Source organism: Sulfuricaulis sp. (assembly GCF_041499725.1).
Lineage (GTDB): Bacteria > Pseudomonadota > Gammaproteobacteria > Acidiferrobacterales > Sulfurifustaceae > Sulfuricaulis.
In genome coordinates this window covers 1-23,054 of record NZ_JBGQKW010000041.1, presented here as the reverse complement: position 1 = coordinate 23,054, position 23,054 = coordinate 1, and the positions used below count along the sequence as shown (strand labels likewise).

General features: G+C 62.0%; 20 protein-coding genes. 5 read left to right on the top strand and 15 right to left on the bottom strand.

What is annotated here, in order from left to right; all coding sequences use genetic code 11:
• Together ACC569_RS08465 and ACC569_RS08460 are read right to left on the bottom strand one after the other, a co-directional pair.
• Positions 1 to 995: diguanylate cyclase domain-containing protein (locus ACC569_RS08465; protein WP_372523079.1), on the bottom strand; the 995-nt coding region annotated here is incomplete at its 3' end.
• Between the two features lie 199 nt (positions 996 to 1,194).
• Positions 1,195 to 3,138: a transglycosylase SLT domain-containing protein gene (locus ACC569_RS08460; RefSeq protein ID WP_372523078.1), complete on the bottom strand. Its 1,944-nt coding sequence runs from the start codon at positions 3,136 to 3,138 to the stop codon at positions 1,195 to 1,197.
• Between the two features lie 62 nt (positions 3,139 to 3,200).
• Here ACC569_RS08460 and ACC569_RS08455 point away from each other — a divergent pair, with 62 nt between their 5' ends.
• The gene (locus ACC569_RS08455) at positions 3,201 to 4,565 is read left to right on the top strand and encodes an NAD-dependent succinate-semialdehyde dehydrogenase (RefSeq protein ID WP_372523077.1); all 1,365 of its coding nucleotides are present in this window, start codon (positions 3,201 to 3,203) and stop codon (positions 4,563 to 4,565) included.
• On the opposite strand, the gene lgt is transcribed toward ACC569_RS08455, so the two are convergent.
• The 8 genes from lgt to ACC569_RS08415 are packed head-to-tail and all read right to left on the bottom strand — an operon-like array spanning position 4,558 to position 12,501.
• The gene (lgt, locus tag ACC569_RS08450) at positions 4,558 to 5,355 is read right to left on the bottom strand and encodes a prolipoprotein diacylglyceryl transferase (RefSeq protein WP_372523076.1); all 798 of its coding nucleotides are present in this window, start codon (positions 5,353 to 5,355) and stop codon (positions 4,558 to 4,560) included. The two genes, ACC569_RS08455 and lgt, sit on opposite strands and share 8 nt — an antisense overlap.
• Before the next feature lie 44 nt (positions 5,356 to 5,399).
• On the bottom strand, positions 5,400 to 6,308 hold the full coding sequence (locus ACC569_RS08445) for a polysaccharide deacetylase family protein (protein WP_372523075.1): 909 nt from the start codon (positions 6,306 to 6,308) through the stop codon (positions 5,400 to 5,402).
• 9 nt (positions 6,309 to 6,317) lie between these two features.
• Positions 6,318 to 7,358 (bottom strand): bifunctional UDP-4-keto-pentose/UDP-xylose synthase, encoded by a 1,041-nt coding sequence (locus tag ACC569_RS08440; protein WP_372523074.1) that lies wholly within the window; start codon positions 7,356 to 7,358, stop codon positions 6,318 to 6,320.
• 27 nt (positions 7,359 to 7,385) lie between these two features.
• Complete coding sequence (locus ACC569_RS08435) at positions 7,386 to 8,324, bottom strand: formyltransferase (protein ID WP_372523073.1); 939 nt, start codon at positions 8,322 to 8,324, stop codon at positions 7,386 to 7,388.
• Positions 8,317 to 9,279, bottom strand: a complete 963-nt coding sequence (locus ACC569_RS08430; protein WP_372523072.1) for a glycosyltransferase — start codon at positions 9,277 to 9,279, stop codon at positions 8,317 to 8,319. Before ACC569_RS08430 ends, ACC569_RS08435 begins: the two co-directional genes overlap by 8 nt.
• 1 nt (position 9,280) lies before the next feature.
• Positions 9,281 to 10,438, bottom strand: a complete 1,158-nt coding sequence (locus tag ACC569_RS08425) for a DegT/DnrJ/EryC1/StrS family aminotransferase (RefSeq protein WP_372523071.1) — start codon at positions 10,436 to 10,438, stop codon at positions 9,281 to 9,283.
• Positions 10,439 to 10,447: 9 nt separating this feature from the next.
• Positions 10,448 to 10,813 (bottom strand): EamA family transporter, encoded by a 366-nt coding sequence (locus tag ACC569_RS08420; RefSeq protein WP_372523070.1) that lies wholly within the window; start codon positions 10,811 to 10,813, stop codon positions 10,448 to 10,450.
• Positions 10,810 to 12,501 (bottom strand): phospholipid carrier-dependent glycosyltransferase, encoded by a 1,692-nt coding sequence (locus ACC569_RS08415; protein WP_372523069.1) that lies wholly within the window; start codon positions 12,499 to 12,501, stop codon positions 10,810 to 10,812. The genes ACC569_RS08420 and ACC569_RS08415 overlap by 4 nt, the downstream gene beginning before the upstream one ends.
• A 398-nt stretch (positions 12,502 to 12,899) precedes the next feature.
• On the opposite strand from ACC569_RS08415, the gene ACC569_RS08410 reads away from it, so the two are divergent.
• Positions 12,900 to 14,966 (top strand): thioredoxin domain-containing protein, encoded by a 2,067-nt coding sequence (locus ACC569_RS08410; protein WP_372523068.1) that lies wholly within the window; start codon positions 12,900 to 12,902, stop codon positions 14,964 to 14,966.
• Between the two features lie 174 nt (positions 14,967 to 15,140).
• Positions 15,141 to 15,533 (top strand): hypothetical protein, encoded by a 393-nt coding sequence (locus ACC569_RS08405; RefSeq protein WP_372523067.1) that lies wholly within the window; start codon positions 15,141 to 15,143, stop codon positions 15,531 to 15,533.
• A 9-nt stretch (positions 15,534 to 15,542) separates the two neighbouring features.
• On the opposite strand, the gene ACC569_RS08400 is transcribed toward ACC569_RS08405, so the two are convergent.
• Entirely contained in the window at positions 15,543 to 16,115 is a 573-nt protein-coding gene (locus ACC569_RS08400; protein ID WP_372523066.1) for an isoprenylcysteine carboxylmethyltransferase family protein, read from the bottom strand.
• 224 nt (positions 16,116 to 16,339) lie between these two features.
• Between ACC569_RS08400 and sulP the strand changes: the two genes are divergently transcribed.
• Together sulP and ACC569_RS08390 are read left to right on the top strand one after the other, a co-directional pair.
• A complete protein-coding gene (gene sulP, locus ACC569_RS08395; protein ID WP_372523065.1) occupies positions 16,340 to 18,976 on the top strand; it encodes a sulfate permease in 2,637 nt (878 codons plus the stop codon).
• A 2-nt stretch (positions 18,977 to 18,978) separates the two neighbouring features.
• A complete protein-coding gene (locus ACC569_RS08390; protein WP_372523064.1) occupies positions 18,979 to 19,122 on the top strand; it encodes a hypothetical protein in 144 nt (47 codons plus the stop codon).
• 13 nt (positions 19,123 to 19,135) lie between these two features.
• Here ACC569_RS08390 and ACC569_RS08385 read toward each other — a convergent pair whose 3' ends face one another.
• The 4 genes from ACC569_RS08385 to gcvPA all read right to left on the bottom strand — a co-directional run.
• The gene (locus ACC569_RS08385) at positions 19,136 to 19,510 is read right to left on the bottom strand and encodes a diacylglycerol kinase (protein ID WP_372523063.1); all 375 of its coding nucleotides are present in this window, start codon (positions 19,508 to 19,510) and stop codon (positions 19,136 to 19,138) included.
• A gap of 3 nt (positions 19,511 to 19,513) precedes the next feature.
• Positions 19,514 to 20,965: an aminomethyl-transferring glycine dehydrogenase subunit GcvPB gene (gcvPB, locus tag ACC569_RS08380; protein ID WP_372523062.1), complete on the bottom strand. Its 1,452-nt coding sequence runs from the start codon at positions 20,963 to 20,965 to the stop codon at positions 19,514 to 19,516.
• Positions 20,966 to 21,305: 340 nt separating this feature from the next.
• On the bottom strand, positions 21,306 to 21,806 hold the full coding sequence (tpx, locus tag ACC569_RS08375) for a thiol peroxidase (RefSeq protein WP_372523061.1): 501 nt from the start codon (positions 21,804 to 21,806) through the stop codon (positions 21,306 to 21,308).
• An 18-nt stretch (positions 21,807 to 21,824) separates the two neighbouring features.
• The coding region (gcvPA, locus tag ACC569_RS08370; protein ID WP_372523060.1) for an aminomethyl-transferring glycine dehydrogenase subunit GcvPA at positions 21,825 to 23,054 on the bottom strand (1,230 nt) is incomplete at its 5' end.

The window sequence follows — 23,054 nt, the reverse complement described above, 5'->3', positions numbered from 1 at the left end:
TCCAGGACCTTGATCAACTTCTCGGCGACCTTCACCGCCCCGGCCTCGTCGGTGGAGGGAAGCACCAGGGCGAACTCGTCGCCGCCGAGCCGGCCGGCCGTGTCCGATTGCCGCAGGACGCGCTGCAGACGCAAGGCCACCTGCTTCAACAGGCTGTCGCCCACGTCGTGCCCGTGCCGGTCGTTGACCTCCTTGAACTGATTGAGGTCGATCATGGTAAACGCCAGCGATTTTTTCTCGCGCCGGGCGATCAGGATTCCCTGCTGCAACCGGTCCTCGACCAGCAAACGGTTCGGCAGGTCCGTCAGCATGTCGTGCAGCGCCAGGTGTTCGAGTTCCTTCACCGCGTCGGCCAGGGCGGAGGTCCGCTGCGCCACGCGCCTTTCCAGCTCGGTGTTCAGCTCCTGCATATCGCGCTGGTATGCTTCGGTTTCTTCCTTGGCCTTGTTCAGCTGGTCGAACAGCGCGGCATTCTCGATGGCAAAGCTGACCTGGGTGGCGAAAAGCGAAAGCAGATGGAGATCGCGTTTGGTGAAGTCCCCACCGCCGATCTTGTTGATCCCGGCCAGACCGCCGAGAAAATAACGTTTGCCGACGAGGGGCACGAGCAGGATGCTGCCCGCTTCCTTCTCCCATTTGTTGCGCTCGGTCTCATCGAGCTCAGCCAGCACGCCGTGCCACCATGCGCGTTTATGGCGCCATACCCAGCCACAGACACCAATGTCCATGGGCAGGGACTGGCCCACGATCTCGTCCGCGTTTTTCCCGCACCCGGCCCGGTAGGTGTACTCAGTCCCGTTATCGTCCAGTACCGGCAACAATACGGTTTCTGCCATGATGAGATTCCGGGCGCGCTCCACCGCCAGCTGAAAGACCTTTTGCAGGTCCAACTCGCTGTTGATCGCGTCGGCGGTTTCCTTGAGCAGCGAAATCTCGATTTCGCGGTCGCGCAGCTCGCTTTCCAGAAGAAAGATACGCTTTTCCAGATTTACCAAAGGAGTTCCCCCTTGAAATAAATTCCGTTTAACGAGGTGCTAACAGCCTTCAGGATTCATGTTCCGTATGGCGGAGTCACACGTCAGCGGGGCCACATTGGAAGTGTAGATCAACATTTCCAGCTAAGGCGGCCCCTGCGACAGGATGGCCGGCCGGTAATCGCGACCGGTTCCTTCAGCCTGACCGGTTCGTCGGTGCTCACTTTTCCGCTGGATATACGCTCTGCATGCGCTCCTGCAGGCGCGCCGGGCGGCTGCCGAGGCGATGGTCGTACACGGTGGTATAGGACATAACGTTTTTCACGTAGTCGCGGGTCTCACCGTACGGGATGGTTTCCACCCAGATGTCGGCGTCCAGTGTCTTGTCCGGCAACCACGAGTTCACGCGGTTCGGACCGGCGTTATACGAGGCCGTGGCCAGCACCTGGTTGCCGTTGTTGCGCCCGAGCACCTCCTTCAGGTAACTCACGCCCAGGCGCAGGTTGTTCTCGATGTTGAGCAGTGCGCGGTTGTTGCGGATCGGCATGTTGAGCTTGCGCCCCGTGAGCCGGCCGGTGGACGGCATCAGCTGCATCAGCCCGAGCGCGCCCGCCTGCGAACGGGCATCCGCGACGAAGGCCGATTCCTGCCGCACCACGCCGTAAACCCAGCTGGGATCGATGCCATACTCGGTGGCGTTGGCCTCGATCGTGTCGCGGTACAGCAGCGGGAAGCGCAGCTCGAGATCGTCCTGCTGGTCGCTGCGCGCCACCGTGAGGATGGCGCGGTCATGCCAGCCCCACTGGCGCGCGATCACCGCGGCCACGGCCAGATCACGGTTGTTCAGGCGGCGCGTGATCCAGTTCCACTGGCGGCGCGAGTCGGTCACCTGTCCCATCAGAAACAGCTCCTGCGCCATCTGGATGCCGGGACGCGCCAGCATCGCGCTCACCTCTTCCGGGGTCGCGTCGGTGCTCACGTGCTGCATGGAGTAGTCCATGCCGGCGCGGTCGGCGGCGAGAAATCCATAGTAGCTGCGGTCGCGCGCGAGGGTCTCGTAGAGACGACGCGCCTCATCCTTGTTGCCCGTGGACTCCAGAATACGCGCGGTCCAGTAGCGCCATTGGCTGTCCTGCCGCTGCTCCTCGCTCAATCCCGCGATGAAGCGCTTGGCCATTTCCCATTGCCCGGCGCGCAACGCCGTTTTCACCCGCCACAGGTGCAGCGTCATGTCACCCGGGTCGGCGGAAACCGCGGACAGCCACTGGAGCGCCTGGGGCAGCTGGTCCTGCGCCGCGAGAATGCCGATGTAGCGCAGGACATAATTGTCATCCTCGCCGAAGAACTGGTATTTGTGCTTGAGCAGGTCCCATTGCACCATGGCCTCCTCGGGATCGCGGTAGGCGAGGCGCACCACGCCGTGCTTGACAACCATGCGCGCCACCGGCGTTTCGACCGGATAGGCGATGTTGTGCAGCTCGCGCACCGGATCGCGGTGCATCGCCTGCCAGCGCCTAACCCACACCCGCTCGGAGGGATCGAGATATTGCGCGAGCTCGCCGGCGAGACGCAGGTTGCGCGACTCCATCGCCAAGCGGATGCGCGCCCAGACCTTGTCGCTGGTCATATGCCCGGCTTTTTTCCAGGCAGCGAACACCGGCTCGCAGGTCCGGGGCAGTTGCTTGCCGGTGAGCCAGAGTTTTTCCACTTCGGTCATGAGGGCGGCCTGCTCCTCGCTCGCCTTCAGCAGGTACGAAACACGCAGGCACTGCAATTCGGGATCGTCCTCGATGTCCTGGTATTCCTTGAGAAAATTCTTCCAGTCGCCGCGGTTCGCCAGCACGCGCAACCATTTCTTGCGGATGGTATCGCTGACCGGCGCTTGGCTGTTTTCCGCGAGAAAGCGCCGGAGGTCGTCCGCGGGAGTGGATGCAACACGATTCTTGATGGATTCGTATTCGAGATAGCCGCGCAGGATGTAACCGTCCAGGCGCGCATAGAGTGTCTTGAAACGCGCGGTCTGACCGGCCTTCAAGGCCTCGATCGCGGCCAGATAATCACGGCGGCTGCCTTCTTCGTCCTGGATCAAATCCTGCGCGAACGACGCGCCGCCCACGCATGCCAGCCCGGCCAGAAGTAAAAAAATCGAGAGGAATCGCTGCATGCTGCCTTATTATAGATAACTACGCAGGAATGAATGCCACTGAACGGCCAAGGATATAACCCATGAACATGGAAACGATCAATCCTACCACCGGCGAGCGGTTGAAAACCTTCGATGTATGGAACGAACGGCAAACGGATGCGGCGCTCGCCGATGCCGCCGCGGCCACCGCCAGCTGGCAAGCGACCGCGTTCACCGAGCGAGCGCGGCTGTTCCGCAACGCCGCCGCCGAACTGCGAAATAACGCGACACATTATGCAGGAATAATCACTCTCGAGATGGGCAAGATCACCAAGGAGGCGCGCGCCGAGGTGGAGAAATGCGCCTTGGGCTGCGAGTTCTACGCCGAGCACGCCGCGACTTTCCTCCAGGACGAAAAGATCGAATCCGACGCGAGCACCAGCTACGTCGCTTACCCGCCGCTCGGGACCGTGCTCGCGATCATGCCGTGGAACTTCCCGTTCTGGCAGGTGTTCCGCTTCGCCACGCCAAGCCTCATGGCGGGCAACACCGCGGTGCTGAAACACGCTTCGAACGTCCCGCAATGCGCTCTCGCCATCGAAGAGGTCTTCCACAAGGCCGGTTTCCCCAAAGGCGTTTTTCGCGCACTCATGATTTCCGCAGAACAAGCGGAAAAAATCATCGCCGATCCGCGCATTCACGCGGTGACGCTCACGGGCAGCGACGCGGCCGGAAGAAAGGTGGCGGCGGCGGCCGGGGCCAACCTCAAGAAATCCGTGCTCGAACTCGGCGGCTCGGATGCTTTCATCGTCCTGCCGGATGCCGATCTCGAACGGGCGGCGTCCGTCGGCGTGGCCTCGCGCTTCCTCAACTGCGGGCAGAGCTGCATCGCCGCGAAGCGTTTCATCCTGGTTGAATCGATCGCCGAATCCTTTATCGAACTTTTCAGGCACAAAGCCCATGCCCTGCGCCTGGGCGATCCGGCACAGGAAAGCACCGAGCTCGGACCCATGGCGCGCGCCGACCTGCGCGACCAGCTGCACCGGCAAGTGGCGGACTCCGTGACGGTGGGGGCGACGTTCGCGCTGCACGGCGGACCGGCGGCCGGTCCGGGATTTTTCTACGAGCCCACGATCATCGACCATGTCGGCTCCGGCATGCGCGCCTACGAGGAAGAGCTGTTCGGTCCGGTGGCGATCATGATCCGGGCCAAGGATGAAGAAGCCGCGATGCGTATCGCCAATGACAACCGCTACGGGCTGGGTGGGAGTCTGTGGACGCGGGATGTCAAAAAAGGTGAATGGCTGGCGCGGCGCCTCCAGTCAGGCGCGAGTTTCGTCAACGGGCTGGTGAAAAGCGATCCGCGCCTGCCCTTCGGCGGCATCAAGGCCTCAGGCTATGGACGCGAACTGTCTGTGCACGGCATTCGGGAGTTTGTAAATGTAAAAACGGTTTGGATTAAGTAGCGTCTAGCTTTGTTTCGGCTTTCCGATACGCCCACCAGAACATCCAGACTCCCAGAAAAACCATCGGCAGGCTCAACACCTGCCCCATGGTCACCCAGCCGAAGGCGAGGTAGCCGAGCTGGGCGTCCGGCTCGCGCACAAGCTCCACCAGAAAACGGAACACCCCGTAGCAGAACAGAAACACCCCCGAGACAGCAGCCTCCGGTCGCGGCTTGCGCGCATAAATCCAGAGAACAAGGAACAGCGCCACCCCTTCGAGGGTAAATTCGTAAAGTTGGGAAGGGTGACGAGGCAGTGGTCCGGCGTTGGGAAATACCATCCCCCAAGGCACGTCGGTGGTGCGGCCCCAGAGTTCATGGTTGATGAAATTGCCGAGACGGCCGGCGCCCAGGCCCAGCGGGGTCAGCAGCGCGACAAAATCGGCTACAACAAAAAACGGGCGATGGGTTCGGCGCGCATACAGCCACATGGCGACGATGACACCGAGCAGACCGCCGTGGAACGACATGCCGCCGGTCCAGATGTAAAAGATCTCAATCGGATGCTCGAGGTAATAACCGAAGTTATAGAAAAGCACATAACCAATGCGGCCGCCGAGGATGACGCCGAGCGCGCCATAAAAAAGAAAATCGGCGATTTCCTGCGGGTACCAGCCGGAACCGGGACGCTTCGCGCGGTAAATACCGAGCCACCACGCGCCGAGAAAACCGACGAGATACATGAGCCCGTACCAGTGGACCTTGAGCGGGCCGAGATGGATCGCAACCGGGTCGATGTCAGGAGCAAGCATGGGGCGGGATTATGAATGAGAGCAGGTGCAAACGCTACGCGGACTCAGGCGGCCTTCTGCACCGCGAGCGTCCCGGAACGGCCGTCCACTTCGCCTTGAATCAACTCACCGACCGGAATGCGATCGCGTTCGCGCAGATGTTCGCGCGCTAAATCATCCAGGCGGACGAAACGAACATCCCGTTTTTGCGCCTGCGCCAACAGTGCGTGGAACAGATCAATTTTTATCATGCCTTCAATCTCGGCGTGAGCGGTCAGCACATTGAGTTGTCCCGGGCGCAGCCATGACAGGTACTGTTCGACCAGGCGCTCTTCGGGATGTTCCGGGCGTCCGAGCAATTCATCTAGCGTGGGCAACGTCGTCGGAATCTGCAAAGTCTTGAACACAGTCCCGTTCGCGCGCGGGAAAAAGGCGTGCGTGCCGCGCGTATCGCTGGCGTACAGCAGGCCGGCGTCATCGTAGGCCGCCAGGCTCAGGGCGTTCGCCTGCCAGCCGGCGGCGCCAGCGGTTTGCGCGGACCCCCCGAAGACGCGCTCGAACTCGCGACGCGCCTTGTCGAATTCGGCGTAAACCTCGGCGCGCGACATGCGTGCCAGACCGTCCTGCCAGCGGATATGGTCGTAACAATGGATCCCGACTTCGTGGCCACGGTCGCGCGCGGCGCGCAGGATCGCTCCGTTGCGCCGGCCGATGTGCGGACCGGGCCACAACACGCCGTTCAGCAGGGTGCGCAACCCGTAGGTACTGACAACACTGGTACGCGCAACTTTCTGGAAGAAGCCCGGCCGGAAGATACGCCGGATGGCACGGCCGGTGTTGTCAGGACCGAGGGAAAAGAGAAAAGTCGCCTTGATGCCGAATTCGTCGAAGAGATCCAGAAGCCGGGGCACGCCGACGCGCGTGCCGCGATCGGTATCGACATCGACCTTGATCGCGAGGCGCGTCTCCGGCATGGCCGCCGGTCAACCTTCCAGTTCCTGCGACGGCCGGCCGAGATGGTAATCGAGCGTCTTGCGCAGCGCCGTCTTGAAGTCGGTAACGGGCTTCCAGCCCAGGTATTTCTCGGCGTTACGGATCGACGGCACGCGCGTCAGGATGTCCTGATAACCCTTGCCGTAATAATCGCCCGAGCTTACCGACACCAGACGGGTCTTTTCCGCCAGCGGAGCAAACTTGGGATAGGTCTTCACGAGCGCGAGCACGGTCTCGGCCAGCTCCCGCACCGACATGTCGTTTTTCGGATTGCCGATGTTGAAGATGCGCCCGTCGGCGCAGCCGTCCTTGTTTTCGATGATGCGCATGAGCGCATCCACGCCGTCGTCGATGTAAGTGAAACTGCGGCGCTGCGCGCCGCCGTCGACGAGCTGGATGTCCTTGCCGCGCAGGATGTTGCCGATGAACTGCGTGAGCACGCGCGAGCTGCCTTCCTTGGGCTCCAGGATATTGTCGAGCTTGGGCCCGATCCAGTTGAACGGCCGGAACAGGGTGTATTTGAAGCCCTGCTGCTGGCCGTAGGCGGCGATCACGCGGTCGAGCAGCTGCTTGCTGCACGAATAAATCCAGCGCGGTTTGTTGATCGGCCCGAGCACGAGGTTCGAAGACTCCTCGTCGAACTCGGTGTCCGCGCTCATGCCATACACCTCGGAGGTCGAGGGAAACAGCACGCGCTTTTTGTAGCGCACGCACTGGCGCACCACCGCCAGGTTGGCCTCGAAGTCGAGCTCGAACACGCGCAGCGGATCGAGCACGTAGGTCGCGGGCGTGGCGATGGCCACCAGGGGCAGCACCACGTCGCATTTCTTGACGTGGTACTCGATCCACTCCTTGTTGATGGTGATGTCGCCTTCGACGTAGTGGAAACGGTCGTGGCCGAGACACCGGTCGAGTTTGTCCCGGCCCATGTCCATGCCGTAGACCTCCCAGTCGGTGTCGCGCAGGATGCGCTCGGTCAGACTGTTGCCGATGAAACCGTTCACACCGAGGATCAAGACTTTGAGGCTCATGCTGACTCCATTCGAAAGATGCATATGTTAAACCGTGGCCGCCCGCGGTGTCGCTTCGCCCAGGACCTGGCCGGTCCGCAGACCATGCGCGCCGCCCTCCTGCTCCGGGGCGCCGCGCCACTGCCATTTCGTGATTTCCAGGCACCCCTGACCGGTCGCCACCCGCAACGGTGCGACCGAAACCACCTGGCCCGGCCGGCCGGCGCCATCCGGCCGCGGCTCGGCCCACCAGACGAAAAACCGACGACCCTCCACGTCCGTGAAGGCCCCGGGATAGGGATGGGTCAGCGCGCGGATGAAGTTGAAAATTCGCTGGGTGTCGGCGTGCCAGTCGATGCGTCCGTCGTCCGGTTTGCGCCCGCCAAAGTAGCTTGCCTGGGATTCGTCCTGTGGCCGGCGCGACGCGCGACCCTGTTTGATCGCCTCCAGGCTGCGTTCCAGAACCTGGCGTGTGGCCGCCGTCACTTTAATAAAAACATCCTGCGCCGTTTCGCGCGGGCCGATGGGCACGGCTTCCTGATCCACGATGTCACCGGCGTCGGGACGCTTGACCATATGGTGCAGTGTCGCGCCGGTCCGGATTTCGCCGTTCAGCACCGCCCAGTTTATCGGCACCCGCCCGCGGTATTTCGGCAGTAGTGAACCGTGCATGTTGAAGGCACCGAGGCGCGGGATCTCCAGGATCTCCTGGCAAATCATGTTGCGGTAGTAGAACGAAAAAATGATATCCGGCTGCAGCTCGCGCAACCGGGCGATCCATTCCGGCGTGTTCACGAAATCGGGTGTGTGCACCGCGATGCCGTGCCGGCGTGCGAGCTGCGCCACCGACCTGAACCAGATTTTCTCCTCGGGATTGTCACGATGCGTGAATACCGCGATGACGCGGCTGCCGCGGGAAATCAGCGCATCGAGGCATTCGACACCGACGTCGTGGTAACCGAAGACCACGATGCCGGGCTCAGTCACCCGTGCCCGCCTTCTGGGTATCGAGCTGTTCGTAGATATCGCGGATCATGAAGCGCGGGCGGCGGCGGACTTCCTGATAGATGCGGCCGATGTACTCGCCGATGACGCCAAGCCCCATGATGCCGACACCGACCAGGAAATACAGGATCGCGAACAGCGTGAACACACCCTCCGCTTCCGGGCCGACCACCAGACGGCGGATAAAAAGATAAATCACGAACAGCAGGCTGCCGGTGGCAATGACTATGCCGAAGAATGTGAATACCTGCAGCGGTACGACGGAAAAGCCCGTCATGAGATCGAAGTTGAGGCGAATCAGGTCGTAGAGCCGGTACTTCGAGGTCCCGGCCACACGCGCGGCGTGTTCGACTTCAACCTCCGTGGGATTGGCGGCGTAACTCATGGCCAGCGCCGGGATGAAGGTCGAGGTCTCGCCGCTGGCGGTGATGTGTTCGACGATATTGCGGCGGTAGGCACGCAGCATGCAGCCCTGGTCGCGCATGCGGATGCGCGTGGTGCGCTCGCGCACCGCGTTGATCAGGCGCGACGCCTTGCGGCGGAACCAGGAATCCTGCCGCTCCTTGCGGTAGCCGCCGACGACGTCATGTCCGTTCTCGATCGCCGCCAGCAGCTTCGGTATTTCCTCCGGTGGATTCTGCAGGTCGGCGTCGAGCGTCACGATCACCTCGCCGCGCGCGCGCTCGAACGCCGCCATGATCGCCATGTGCTGGCCGAAATTGCCGTTGAAGTCGATCACGCGCACCTGTTTCGGGCGTTGCTTGTGAAAATCCCTGAGCAGCACGAGCGAGTTGTCGCGGCTGCCGTCGTTGGTGAAGAGAATCTCGAAGGGTTTCCCGACCTTGTCGAGCGTCGCCGTCAGGCGCAGGAACAACCCCGGCAGGTTTTCCTGCTCGTTGTATACCGGAATCACGACACTCAAATAAGGCTTGGTCACGTCACTTCCTTCCGAACAAATCGGCCATGGCGGCGATCGCCCGGTCCTGGTCGGCGTCGCGCATGCCGGGGAACAGCGGCAGGCTCACGATACGGTCGCCGATGCTTTCGGCGTTCGGAAAATCGCCAGGCTTGAAGCCGTAGCGCTCGCGGTAATAAGGATACAGGTGCACCGCGCGGTAATGCAGCCCGGTGCCGATGTTACGCTCCTTCATGCCCTGCATGAAGGCATCGCGGTCCATGCCCGCGGCCGCGGGGTTGATCAGCGGCGTGTACAGGTGCCAGGCGTGGCGATGGGCGAATGCCGGCGTGCCGGGTCGGGTCCACTGCGGCCAGTCGGCGAGGAGTTTCTGGTAGCGCAGCGCCAACTCCGTGCGACGTTTTATGAAACCGTCGAGCGCGGGGAGTTGATGCAGGCCGAGCGCGGCCTGGATGTCCATCATGTTGTACTTGAGGCCCGGAGTAATAATCTCGTAGTGCTGCGAACCGCTCTTGCCGAAACGGTTCCAGGCCTCGCGGTCCATGCCGTGAAAGCGCAGCAGCGCGATTTTCTCGGCCAGCTTGTCGTCGCGCGTCACCACACAACCGCCCTCGCCCGTGGTCATGTTCTTATTGGGATGGAAACTGAAAACCTGAGTGTCGCCGAAGGCGCCGATGCGCCTGCCCTTGTATTCCGTGCCGATGGCATGCGCGGCGTCTTCGATCACGCGCAGGCCATGCTTGTCCGCCAGTTCGTACAGCGGATCCAGATCCACCGGCAAACCGGCGAAATGCACCGGCATGATCGCGCGTGTCTGTTTGGTGATCGCTGCGGCGAGTTTCGACATATCCATGTTGTACGTGTCGGGCTCCACGTCCACCAGCACCGGCTTGCCGCCCGCCAGCACGATGGTGTTGAGCGTGGCGGCAAAGGTCATCGGCGTGGTTATCACCTCGTCGCCGGGCTTGAGTTCGAGCGCGAGCAGCGTCAGGTGCAGTCCCGCGGTGGCGGAGGACAGGGCGAGTGCGTGCGACGCATTGAAGTAACGCTTGAGTTCTTCTTCGAATTTCTTGACCCGCGGACCGGTGGTGATCCAGCCGGATTCCAGACAGGCCACCACTTCATTGATGGCCTCACGGCTGATCGAAGGCCGCGAGAACGGCAGAAATTCATCCGTCATGGCGGCATCCTAGCTGCGGGTAACCAGATAAACCCCGGCGATGATGATGAGAATGCCGGTGATGCGCGTCAGCGAAAGATTTTCCTGGAACAGGTAGTAGCCGGCCACGGCGTTGACGATGTAGCCCACGGATAGCATCGGGTAGGCGAAGCCCACCTCCACGCGCGACAGCACCAGCAACCATACCGCGACGCTCAGCACGTAAGCGAACAGGCCGGCGAGCACGAACGGGTTGGCCGCCACCTGCAGGCCGATGGGAACGAAATTCGCCCAAGCGAACTCGAAATAGCCGACACGGCGCATGCCCGCCTTGAGCAGCAGCTGCGCGCCGGCGTTGAGCAGCACGCCCAGCAGAATCAGCGGGAAATAGTTCATGGTTGCCCCATCCTGTTGGTCACCAGCACGTTCGATCCGGTCTGCGCGATCAGGTGAAACCGCCCGCGCCCCTCGGCCCGCAGTTTGTCATAGTTGCCTTGCCCGGTCAGCAGGTAGGCCCGGTGCGGCCCGTCCCAGCGGCGCCAGAAGGAGGCCTCGTCGATCATCCAGTCGCTCACGTCCTCGACCTCGGTGCCGAACCGCAGTTCCCCTTTCCAGTCGACGACGGTAATGCGCCGCTCGAGATACACCGGCAGGTCCTGATAATACTCCTGGTAGGTCATGACCTCGTCGCCGGCCTGCAGCAGCGGTTTCAACACCAGGGCCAGATCCTTGACCGAGCGCTTGTGATCCAGATAGCTGAAGCCCCGGTCGACCACGCCCAGAAACACCGCCGAAGTGAGCGCCAGCGCCACGACGGTCCAGAGCGGGCGCCGCAAGAAACCGACGCCGAACGGCACCAGGGCCGTGGCCAGCAGGCTGCCCAGAATCAACCAAGCGTAACCGCCGAACACCGCGGCGTATTCCGCCACGCGCGGACGGTCGGGTGTGCTCTCCGGAACGAAGGTCAATGCCAGCGCCAGCATGAACCCTAGCGCGAGTAACGCCCAGGTTCCGGCGCGCAGACTCGCGGATGACGCTGCCTCCCAGTGCTGCGTCAGATAACGCGCCACCAGCAACGCCAATGGCGGCAGGATCGGAAGGATGTAGGGAACGAGTTTGGAATCCGAAAACGAGAAGAAGGCAAACACCAGTCCCACCCACAGCAGGAGAAACAGACCCTCGCGGTTTTCGTGACGCGCGCGCCACGAAATCGGCCAGTTCTTCACCACGGCCTGCGTCAGATAAGCAGTCCACGGATAGAAACCTGCGAGCAGCACCGGAATGAAAAACCAGGCGGGCTGGTAGCGGTCGTGCACCTTGGTCAGGTAGCGCTGGAAATGCTCATGGATGAAATAAAACTGCGCGAACTCGGGGTTGGCGCGTGCCGCCGCGATATGCCACGGCGCGGCGATGAGCAGGAACAGCGCCAGCCCGGACGGAAGATAAATCGACTTGAGCAGCCGCCACTCGTTCAGGATCAGGATCCACGCACCGATTACCATGGCCGGAATCACCATGCCGATGAGGCCCTTGGTCAGGGTGGCGAGCGCGGCGCAGGCGTAGAAGGTCCAGAAATAATGGCGGCGCGCGCGTCCGGGCGGTTCGCGCGTGCCGAGCAAGAAGGCGAACAACGCCACCGTGAGCAACGCCGATAACGCCATGTCGAGCGTAATGGCGCGCCCGAGAAAATAATAGAGCGGCGCGGTGGCGAGCACGGCCGCCGCGACCAAACCGGTGCGCCGGTCGTAAAGCTTGCGCCCCGCGACATACACCGCGAGACAGCCGATGAGGGCGAACGCCGCCGGCCACAGGCGCATGGCCCATTCTTTCAGTCCGAACGTCCTGATCGTTCCTGCCTGCAGCCAGTAGAACAGCACCGGCTTCTCGAAATACTTCACGCCGTTCAAACGCGGCGTGACGTAATCGCCGGACACCGTCATCTCGCGTGGAATCTCGACGTAACGTCCCTCATCCGGATGCCACAGCGCGCGTTGGCCGAGCCCCCACCCGAACAGCAGGCCGAGTATCAGCGTCAATAAAAGCATGTCGCGCCACCACGCCGGCTCTGCCGGGGGAGATGCCATGGAAGCGCGGGGTTGAGCGGTGAACATTTCGGGTGACGGTTCCGTGTGCCGGGGCACAAAAATTCAGTTCTTATGCGAGGGCGGATTATTCCAGAAATCTCCGGCAGAACCGAGCAAATAGTAGCCGCCGGATCCCATGGCGCAGCTCTTTCGGAGACGGCGGCAGTAGCGCCCAAGGAAACTTGGTTCATTGCGGCTACCTGCGCCCATTGCCGAAGGGGCCGCCACCGCCCGAGGCGATAGCTCTTTCGGCGGTGGTGGCCAGGTGACTCAATGAACGTAGTTTCATGTGGCGGCCCCCGGCGTCCTCCCTTCGAAGGAGCTTCGCCTCGGGCGCTGGGCGCTACCATCCGGTTTGCCAAGCCGCTATAGTTGACCAGATTCGTCGGAATATAAATATGAGCCAGACCGCGTACACCAATCGCCTCATCCACGAAACCAGTCCCTACCTCCAGCAGCACGCGCACAACCCGGTGGACTGGTATCCGTGGGGCGCGGAAGCGCTGGAGAAGGCGCGGCGCGAGGACAAGCCGATCCTGGTCTCGATCGGCTACTCAGCCTGTCACTGGTGCCACGTGATGGAGCACGAGTCGTTCGAGGATGAAGACGTCGCGCGCGTAATGAACGAGCTGTTCGTGTGCATCAAGGTGGACCGCGAGGAACGTCCCGATCTCGACAAGATCTACCAGACTGCGCACCAGGTCCTGGCGCAACGCGCCGGCGGCTGGCCGCTCAACATGTTTCTCACGCCCGCCGATCAAATGCCGTTTTTCGGCGGGACGTATTTCCCCAAGACAGCCAAATACGGCATGCCGGGATTCACCGAACTGCTGCGCCACGTGGCTGGAGTTTACGCTCAAAAGCGCGACGCCATCCGCGAGCAGAACGACTCGCTGCGCGACATTTTCACGCGTCTGCAACCGCCGGGTCCGGCGCCGGGTGTGCATCCCGGGCCGGAAGTGCTCGACCAGGCACATGCCGAATTGCAGCGCCAGTTCGACGCGCGCTGGGGCGGCTTCGGCGGCGCACCGAAATTTCCGCACCCCACCTCGATCGAGCTGTGCCTGCACCGCTGGGAACAGAGTGGCCGCCAAGGCTCAGAAGATCAGCAGGCGCTGCGCATGACGCGCGACACGCTCACGGCCATGGCCCACGGCGGCCTCTACGACCAGGTCGACGGCGGCTTCTGCCGCTACTCGGTGGACGAGCGCTGGGAGATTCCGCACTTTGAAAAGATGCTGTACGACAACGCCCAGCTGTTGCCGCTCTACACCGATGCCTGGCTCGCGACCGGCGACTCGCTGTTCCGGCGCATCGCCCTTGAAACGGCGGAATGGGTGATGCGTGAAATGCAGGCGCCGGGCGGAGGCTATTACTCGGCGCTCGATGCCGACTCCGAGGGTCACGAAGGAAAGTTCTACGTCTGGACCACGGACGAGATCCGTTCGCTGCTTGAGCCCGATGAATGGGAAACCGTCGAACGGCGTTTCGGTTTAAAGGGCGCGCCCAATTTCGAAGGCCAGTGGCATCTCAATGTGCGCGTCGATTACGCGACCCTGGCCCTCGAGCGTCAGTGTGGCGAAGCCGATATCGTGGCGTTGCTGGAGTCCGCGCGCGGCAAACTTTTTATGGCGCGCGAAAAGCGCGTGCGCCCGGGGCGGGATGAAAAGATCCTGACCTCGTGGAACGGACTCATGATCAAGGGCATGGCGCGCGCCGGTCGGGTGCTGGGCCGGCCCGATTTCATCAATTCGGCCGTGCGCGCACTGGATTTCATCCACGCGCAACTCTGGCGCGACAGCCGTCTGCTGGCCACGCACAAGGACGGTAAGTCGCATCTGAATGCCTACCTCGACGACCACGTGTTCCTGATGGAAGGGGCGCTCGAATTGCTGCAGGCGCAATGGCGCGGACAGGATTTCGATTTCATACGCACACTGGCCGACACCGTGCTCGAACATTTCGAGGACGAAAGCCACGGCGGCTTTTATTTCACCGGCGACGATCACGAGAAGCTGGTTTACCGTCCCAAGCCTGTCGCGGATGACGCCATTCCTTCGGGCAACGGTGTGGCGGCGCTCGTGCTCTTGCGGCTCGGCCATGTGCTCGGTGATCTCAATTATCTGCACGCCGCGGAGCGCACGCTGGAGGCACTGTACTCGAGTCTGCGAAGCCAGCCCTCCACTCACGGGGCGTTGCTGCTGGCGCTGGAGGAACATCTCGATCCGCCCCAGACGGTGGTGTTGCGCGGAACGCCCGAGGCGATGCAGCCCTGGCAGTCACTGGCCGGCCGCCACTACCGCCCGCACCGGCCGGTGTTCGCGATTCCGGACGACGCTGCAAATCTTCCCGGCGTGCTCGCCGAGCGCAAGGCTTTGAACGGTGTCACCGCCTACGTCTGCGTGGGTCATGCCTGCCAGACACCGGTCACGAAACTGGCGGATTTCGAGGTGTCGCTGAACTAGGACGTGGGAAGCAAAAGGTTTCGCACCGGTCTAGTGCCCAAGCTGGAGGCGCATTTTGTCGACCGCGTGATTTAGTCGGTTATTGCGGCAGTTTTGGCCTCTCGCGGGGGTTCGTGGCATGGAATATGCAGAATTTCCTTACAAGTTAATCAAGACCCGCCAGGAACCCAGCCCTTGCCCAACTCTGACATTCAGCCGCCACGCGTCTCCGCACTGGTCATCGAGCCAGCGTCCTCACAAGCGCCCAGCGGAATCCTTTCGGACCTGGGTCGTCTGTTCAAGGCCGCGCGGAAACTCCATGAGCGCGAGAAATCGCGCATTCGCGCTGAGATCGCGCAGGTGCCGGGACTGATGGCGCTGCTGATGAAGCCGCGAAATGGACAGAAATGGACCCGGGCCGAACGCGCCGAACTGCGCGCCCAATTGCGCCGGCTTTCACGACTGGGACTTTATCTGACAACCGCCGCGCTTCCCGGCACCAGCCTGACGCTGCCGCTGCTGGCCTGGTGGCTGGACCGGCGCCAGCGCCGGCGTGAAGGCGATCCGTCCAGCAACATGACGTCCTGATTCCGCGTCTCAGCGGAAATACGCCACGTAGACGTACAACGCTCCGTAAAACAGCAGCATGGCCAGAAGATTCCAATGGCCGTTGTTGTGGAACAATACCTGCCAATTGAAATACCGCACCGCCGGATCGGTCAGTTTGCCGAAAGCGGGCAGAAAGCGGTTCACGCGCGCGCCATAATCGCGGTACGGCTGGCCCAAAATTTCCGTCAGGCGCCGCTCCTCGCGCTGCACGCGGTTGACCATGTAAAAATAATAAAGAACTACATAGCCCACGGTAAGATAAACGTTGCCGAGCAACAGCACCAGACCCAAGATAAGAAAGAACCGGCCGAGGTACATCGGATTGCGCACCAGCACGTACGGTCCGCGCGCCGTGAGCTGCTCGTTCTTCACCAGCGAGGCGAACGACCAGAGCTGGATCGCCTCGCCGAACAGCGATACGAGAAATCCGCCCGGCAATCGCGAGGCATCGGTGTAACGCGCGAGAACCGCCAGGAACACCAGGAACAACACGTAGCGGAGCTTAAGAAATACCTTGCGTGCGCCGGGGTGATTGAATATGTCGTGGATCGCCTGAAGCATGAAATCTTGCTGACCTGGACTGGGAAGGGCGCGATTATTGAGGCGGAACGTATCCGTTTGCAAGCGTCACGGCGTTGATTTTTCACACCGGCGCGGAACGAAGCCTTTTTACCACCTCAAACGGGGGCGCGGCGGGTTTTTCTAACGATCGGTCGCGGGAAACATGAAAAAACACGCGGGAAAATATACAATGCGCGCCGTTATTTTTTAACCGCGCGTCGTCCATGCCCGATTATTCCGTCTCGCCGCAATGTAACGTCTTCTGGGCGCGGTTCTTCCCGTTCCTGCGCTGGTGGCCACGGGTCAACCGGGAGACGCTGCGCGCCGACCTGATCGCCGGTCTGACCGGCGCGGTGGTGGTGCTGCCGCAAGGCGTGGCCTTCGCGATGATCGCCGGCCTGCCCCCGGTCTACGGCCTGTATTCGGCCATGGTTCCGCCCGTCATCGCCGCCCTGTTCGGCTCCTCGCGGCATCTGATCTCCGGGCCGACCACGGCCATCTCGATCGTCGTGTTCGCCACGGTGTCGAAATTCGCCGAGCCGGGCAGCGCCCAGTTCATCAGCATGGCGCTGACCCTGACGCTCCTCGCTGGCATCTATCAGTTCGCGCTGGGACTGGCGCGCATGGGCGCGCTGGTCAATTTCGTGTCGCACTCGGTGGTGGTCGGTTTCACCGCGGGCGCGGCGATTCTGATCGGCACGAGCCAATTGAAGCATTTCCTTGGCATCAGCATCCCGGCGGGTGAATCGTTCCTGCACACCTGGCAGGATATTTACCGCCAGCTACACGAGGTCAATCCCTACGTCACGGCCATCGCCGCGGTCACGCTGATCGCGGGTGTGCTGTTCATACGCTTCAAACCGCGGTGGCCCGGCATGCTGTTCGCCATGATCATCGGCAGCCTGCTCGCCGCGCTGTTCGCCTATGAAACCAAAGACATCAAGCTCGTGGGCGAACTGCCGGCACATCTGCCGCCGTTCTCCATCCCCGATCTGTCGCTCAAGTCGCTCAAGCTTCTCGGCAGCGGCGCGCTGGCCATCGCCATGCTCGGGCTTGTGGAGGCGGTCTCGATTGCCAAGTCGGTCGCGCTCAAGTCCGGCCAACGCATCGACGGCAGCCAGGAATTTATCGGTCAGGGGCTGGCGAATATCGTCGGCGGTTTTTTCTCGAGCTATGCCTCCTCCGGATCGTTTACCCGCAGCGGCATCAATTACACCGCCGGGGCGGTTACGCCCATGGCGGCTATCTTCGCCGCCGTCTTGCTCGCCCTGATCGTGCTCATCGTCGCGCCGCTCGCGGCGCACCTGCCGATCGCGGCTATGGCCGGCATCCTGCTGATCGTGGCGTATCGACTCATCGACTTTCACCACATCTCCAATATTCTGCGCACCAGCAAGCGTGAAACGGCGGTGTTGCTGACCACGTTCCTGGCCACGCTGTTCGTGGAACTCGAGTTCGCGATTTACGTCGGCGTGATGCTGTCGCTCATCATCTATCTGATGCGTACCTCGCAGCCGGCGGTGGTCGCGCGCGTACCCGATCCGGCCAGCCCGAACCGTCATCTGGTCACCGATCCGAAACTGCCCAAGTGCCCGCAGCTCAAGATCGTACGCATCGACGGCTCGTTGTTCTTCGGCGCGGTGGATCACGTTCAGGGCGAGTTTCAGCGCTTCCTGGCGGAGGACCCGGACCAGAAACACCTGTTGATCATCGGCAACGGCATCAACTTTATCGACATCGCCGGCGCCGAGATGCTGGCCGCCGAGGCGAAACGGCGCAAGGCCCGGGGTGGCAACCTGTACCTGGTCAAGATCAAGGAAGAGGCCTGCAATACACTGCGGCGCGGGGGCTTCCGTGACCTGATCGGCCCGGAAAACATTTTCCTCACCAAGGCGCACGCCATCGAGTCAATATTCCGGAACCTCGACCACGGGGTGTGCGCCCGCTGCGACAAGCGGATTTTTCTTGAATGCGCGCAGGTGCGCCCGCTATCGATGGCTGCTGCGACTGTCCCGGTACTCGGTGCCCTGCCGCACATCGAACGCCTGCTGGTGGCGAGCGATGACTCCGAATACAGCGCCGGCGCGATTCACGAGGCACTGCACATCGCCAAGAAAAGCGGCGCCCGCGTTCGGGTCATCCACATGATCTCCCGCGCCAGCACTGAACTGGCCGCGGGCGCCGATCAGATCCCGGAACCGGTGCTCGCACGGGCACGCGAACACCTCGATGATGTCGAGCACGAGGCGGTGGCCGCGGGTGTAACCTGCGACACGGAAGTCATCCACACCAGCTTGCGGCTGTACCAGGAGATTGTAAATCAGGCTAAAAATATGAACGCCGATCTGATCGTTATGGGTCGCGAGGGTCGCCGCGGCCTGGCGCGCGTGCACCTCGGCCAGGCGACCGCCAAGGTCATCGGCCACGCACACTGCAGCGTGCTGGTGGTGCCGAGCAATGCCGAGATCAAAGGCCAGCGCTTCGTGCTGGCGACCGACGGTTCCGTCTACGCCGATGCCGCCACCGCCATGGCCGGCAGTCTCGCCAAGATTCTCGGGGCACCGGTTTCGGCGGTGTCGGTGACACTCCCGAGCCAGTCGGCGCAACGCCACAAGGAAGCCCACGCGGCGGCGAATCGCGCGGCGGCGTTCCTCACGAGCCACGACATCGACGCGGAGGCTGTGGTGTACCCCGGCCGTCCCGACAAGGTGATCGTCGAAACATCCGCTACGAAGAAAGCGGACCTTATCGTGGTCGGCAGCCATGGTCGTACCGGTCTCGAACGCACCATGCTCGGAAGCGTTTCCGAGCGCGTGATCGACGCCGCCTCGATCGCGGTGCTGGTGGCGAAGGTTTCCTAACCGTGACGGATGCGATCGAAACTGTGTTTCACAACCACAACCCGGACGTGTGTGCGCGTTGCGACAAGCGGATTTTTCTTGAGTGCCAGAGTATCGAGTACCACGGAGAAAAACCGCTGGTGACGGATAAAACGGCCGCGGCGTAAACGCCATCAGCGCTCAGCTAAAGCGGTCGAAAAGTACCAGCACCCATGCCAGCACCACGAGCAGCAGCGAGAGAAACACCGCCGCCGAAGCGATGTCCTTGGTCCGGCCGGAGAGTTCATGCGGTTCGTTCCCGATGCGGTTCACCGCCGTCTCAATCGCCGAATTCAGCAGCTCGACAATCAGCACCAGCATCAGGCTTCCGACCAGCAGTGAGCGCTCCACGCCGTCTCGGCCCAGCCATAACCCAAGCGGCGCGAGAAAAACAAACAACGCCATCTCCTGACGGAAGGCCGCCTCGTATTTCAGCGCGGTTTTGAGACCATTGAACGAATAACACGCCGCGCGCCACACGCGCCGCAGATCAAGCAGGCCTCTCGGTGGCGTCATTGGTCAGCCGGTCTGCTTCCAGGTGAGATTGAGTTCGCGCGCGGCGCGCACGTCGTCGAGGCGCTTCACGGGCAGCGTATGCGGGGCGCCCTTGACGACCTCGGGATTGGAACGCGCTTCCTTCGCGATCTCCTCCATCGCGGCAATGAAACCATCGAGTTCTTCCTTGGCCTCGGTCTCGGTCGGTTCGATCAGGAAGCACTCGGGCACGAGCAGCGGGAAATAAGTCGTCGGCGCATGGTAGCCCTTGTCGAGCAGGCGCTTGGCGACGTCCATTGCGCTCACGCCGGTCTCGTCCTTGAGCTTCTTGAAGGTCAGCACGAACTCGTGCGTGGCGCGCCGCATCGGATACGCCATGTCGAACCCGCGTTTCGCCAGCTCGGCCATGATGTAGTTGGCATTGAGCGTGGAGAATTCGGCCACGCGATGCATGCCCTCGCGCCCCAGCAACCGCGCGTACACGTAGGCGCGCAGCAGCACGCCGGCGTTACCCATGTTGGCGGACAATCTTCCGATCGTCTGCGGACGGGTTTTTTCCGTTTCCCAGAGATACTTATTCTGCACTTTGCCCACGATGGGCACCGGCAGGAACGGCTCCAGGCGTGCATTCGCCGCCACCGGGCCCGCGCCCGGGCCGCCGCCGCCGTGGGGCGTAGAGAAGGTTTTGTGCAGGTTCATGTGGATCACGTCGAAACCCATGTCGCCCGGCTTCACGCGCCCGAGGATCGCATTCAGGTTCGCGCCGTCGTAGTAGAGCAACCCGCCGGCTTCGTGCACGATCTTGGCGATCTCGATGATCTTGCGTTCGAACACACCGAGCGTGGAGGGATTCGTCAGCATCAGTCCCGCGGTCTGCGGTCCGACCGCCGCTTTGAGAGCCTCAAGCTCCACGTCGCCGTTTACGTCCGTCGGAATCTCGCGCACGGTGTAACCGCACATCACCGCCGTCGCCGGGTTGGTGCCGTGCGCGGCATCTGGAACGAGAATCTCGGTACGGGCTTTGTCACCGCACGATTCGTGATAGGCGCGGATCATGGCCACCCCGGCGAACTCGCCCTGCGCGCCGGCGAGCGGCGTGAGTGACACCGCCTTCATGCCGGTGACGTCCTTCAGCATCTCCTGCAATTCGTACATACACGCGAGAAACCCCTGCCCCGTCGACTCCGGCGCGTACGGGTGGCGCCCGAGCAGGTTCGGCAGCATCGCGAGCTTGTTACAGGCGCGCGGGTTGTATTTCATCGTGCACGAACCGAGCGGATAGAAATGCGTGTCGATAGAGAAGTTCTTCTGTGACAGCCGGGTGTAATGCCGCACCGCCTGCATCTCGGAGACTTCCGGCAGCAACGGACGTTTTTTCCGGAGGAATTTCTCCGGAATGTCCTTTACTTCCGCTTTCGCAAGCGGGGCTTGCGAGGGATTGCGGCGGTTGGTTTGTGACTGTTCGAATATCAGCATGTCTTAATCCGATCTGTGCATTAAATCTTGTCGAGCCGCCTTCGGCAGCTTGTTAATTGCGGTTCCCCGCACCGCAGGCGGGTTTCTTTCTTTGCTCGTGCAAAGAAAGAAACCAAAGAAAGCACGCCCCGGAGCCGCCGACCCCTTCCTGCGCTTCTCGCCGGAATCGGCGCTCGCCTAACTCGCCGGGCGCTGAACAACGCGCCTCGGGCTCAAACACGAGGCTCGCTGTTCCCGATTCCGGCTGCGATGCTCGGCGGCGGCTACGGGGACCCGAAAAAACCAAACCCTTCTTTCCTTGGCGTTCTTGGCGTCTTGGCGGTTCGAAACTATTATTCAACTATTTCAACGCGGCCAACGCCTTCTCGTAATTCGGCTCCTGTTTGATCTCCGGCACCAGCTCGGTATGCACCACCTTGTTGTTCTCGTCGATCACGACGATGGCGCGCGCGGTGATGCCGGCGAGCGGACCGTCGGTGATGAGCACGCCGTAGTCCTTGGCGAAATTGCGGCTGCGCATCATTGACAGCGACTTCACCTTGTCGGTGTTCTCGGCGGCGCAGAAGCGCTTCATCGCGAACGGCAGGTCGGCGGAGACGATCAGCATAACGGTATTCGGATATTTGGTTGCCTGTTCGTTGAATTTCTTCGTTGAGAGGGCGCAGGTCGGCGTGTCGAGGCTCGGCACGATGTTCAACAATTTCTTTTTTCCCTTGAAGCTCGCAAGCGAGAGATCGTTGAGATCGGCGTCCTGCAGCTTGAAGTCCGGCGCGGGGCTGCCGACCTTGGGCAGGTCGCCGTTGGTATTAATGGGCTTACCACCGAGTGTGATCTTGGCCATGGTCGTGTCTCCTCAGAATTAAACGTTGGGGTTTGTTTTGACGGCACACGGCGGATCAAGCCGCCGCTTGCTGACAATGCGCTCCAGATGGAACGCATATTGCTCGATGTCTTGCTGCGTGCGTGTTTCCGTGGCGCACACCAGCAGCGATTGCCCCAGGTGCGGGTAATGCTCGGTCAGATCGTAGCCGCCGAGTATGCCCTGGGCCTCGAGCGCGCGGAGCGTCTCCGGGACCGGCACATCCAGCCGCAGCACCGCCTCGTGGAACACCGGGCGGTCGAATACGCGTGTCACACCCTTGATCGCGGTGAGCTTGTCGATGAGGGCCATTGTATTCGCGTGGCACGCCCTGGCAACGCGCTCCAATCCCTCCGGCCCCAGCAGCGCCATATAAATCGTGGAGGCCGTCACCACCAGACCCTGGTTGGTGCAGATATTCGAGGTCGCCTTGGAACGGCGGATATGCTGCTCGCGTGCCTGCAGCGTCAGCGTAAATCCCGGCTTGCCGTCCTTATCGACCGTGCCCCCGATGATGCGACCGGGCATCTGCCGCACCAACGCCTGCTTGCAGCACATGAAGCCATAGTAAGGTCCGCCGGAAGACAGCGGCGCACCCAGCGGCTGGCCTTCGCCCACGGCGATGTCCGCGCCCTTCGCGCCCCATGCGCCCGGCGGCGTCAACAGTGCCAGCGCAGTGGGGTTCACGAGCCCGATGGCGAGCATGCCATTCGCGTGCGCCCAGTCGGTGAGCGTGTCCACCTCTTCCAGCACACCGAAGAAATTGGGCTGCGGTATCACGAGCGCGGCGAATTCGCCACCTTCGTACATTTTGAGCGATTCCGGAATGATGTTGCCGCATTCCATGCACAGCGGAATTTCCACGAGCTCGATGTTCTGGTTCGTGACGATGGCATGCACGACACGGCGGTAAATCGGGTGCACGGTGGAAGGTATCAGGATCTTGCGCGCCTTCTTATGGGCACGCACCGCCATCAGCACCGCTTCCGCCAGTCCCGAAGCGCCGTCGTAGAGCGAGGCATTCGAGATGTCCATGCCGGTCAGCGAGGCCATCATGGTCTGGTACTCGTACAGCAGCTGCAGCGTACCCTGGCTCGCCTCGGCCTGATACGGCGTGTAGGCGGAGTAGAACTCGCCGCGCGTGACGATCTCCCACACCGCCGCCGGAATATGATGCTCATACGCGCCGGCACCGATGAAATTGGTATACGCACCATCCTGGTTGGCGCG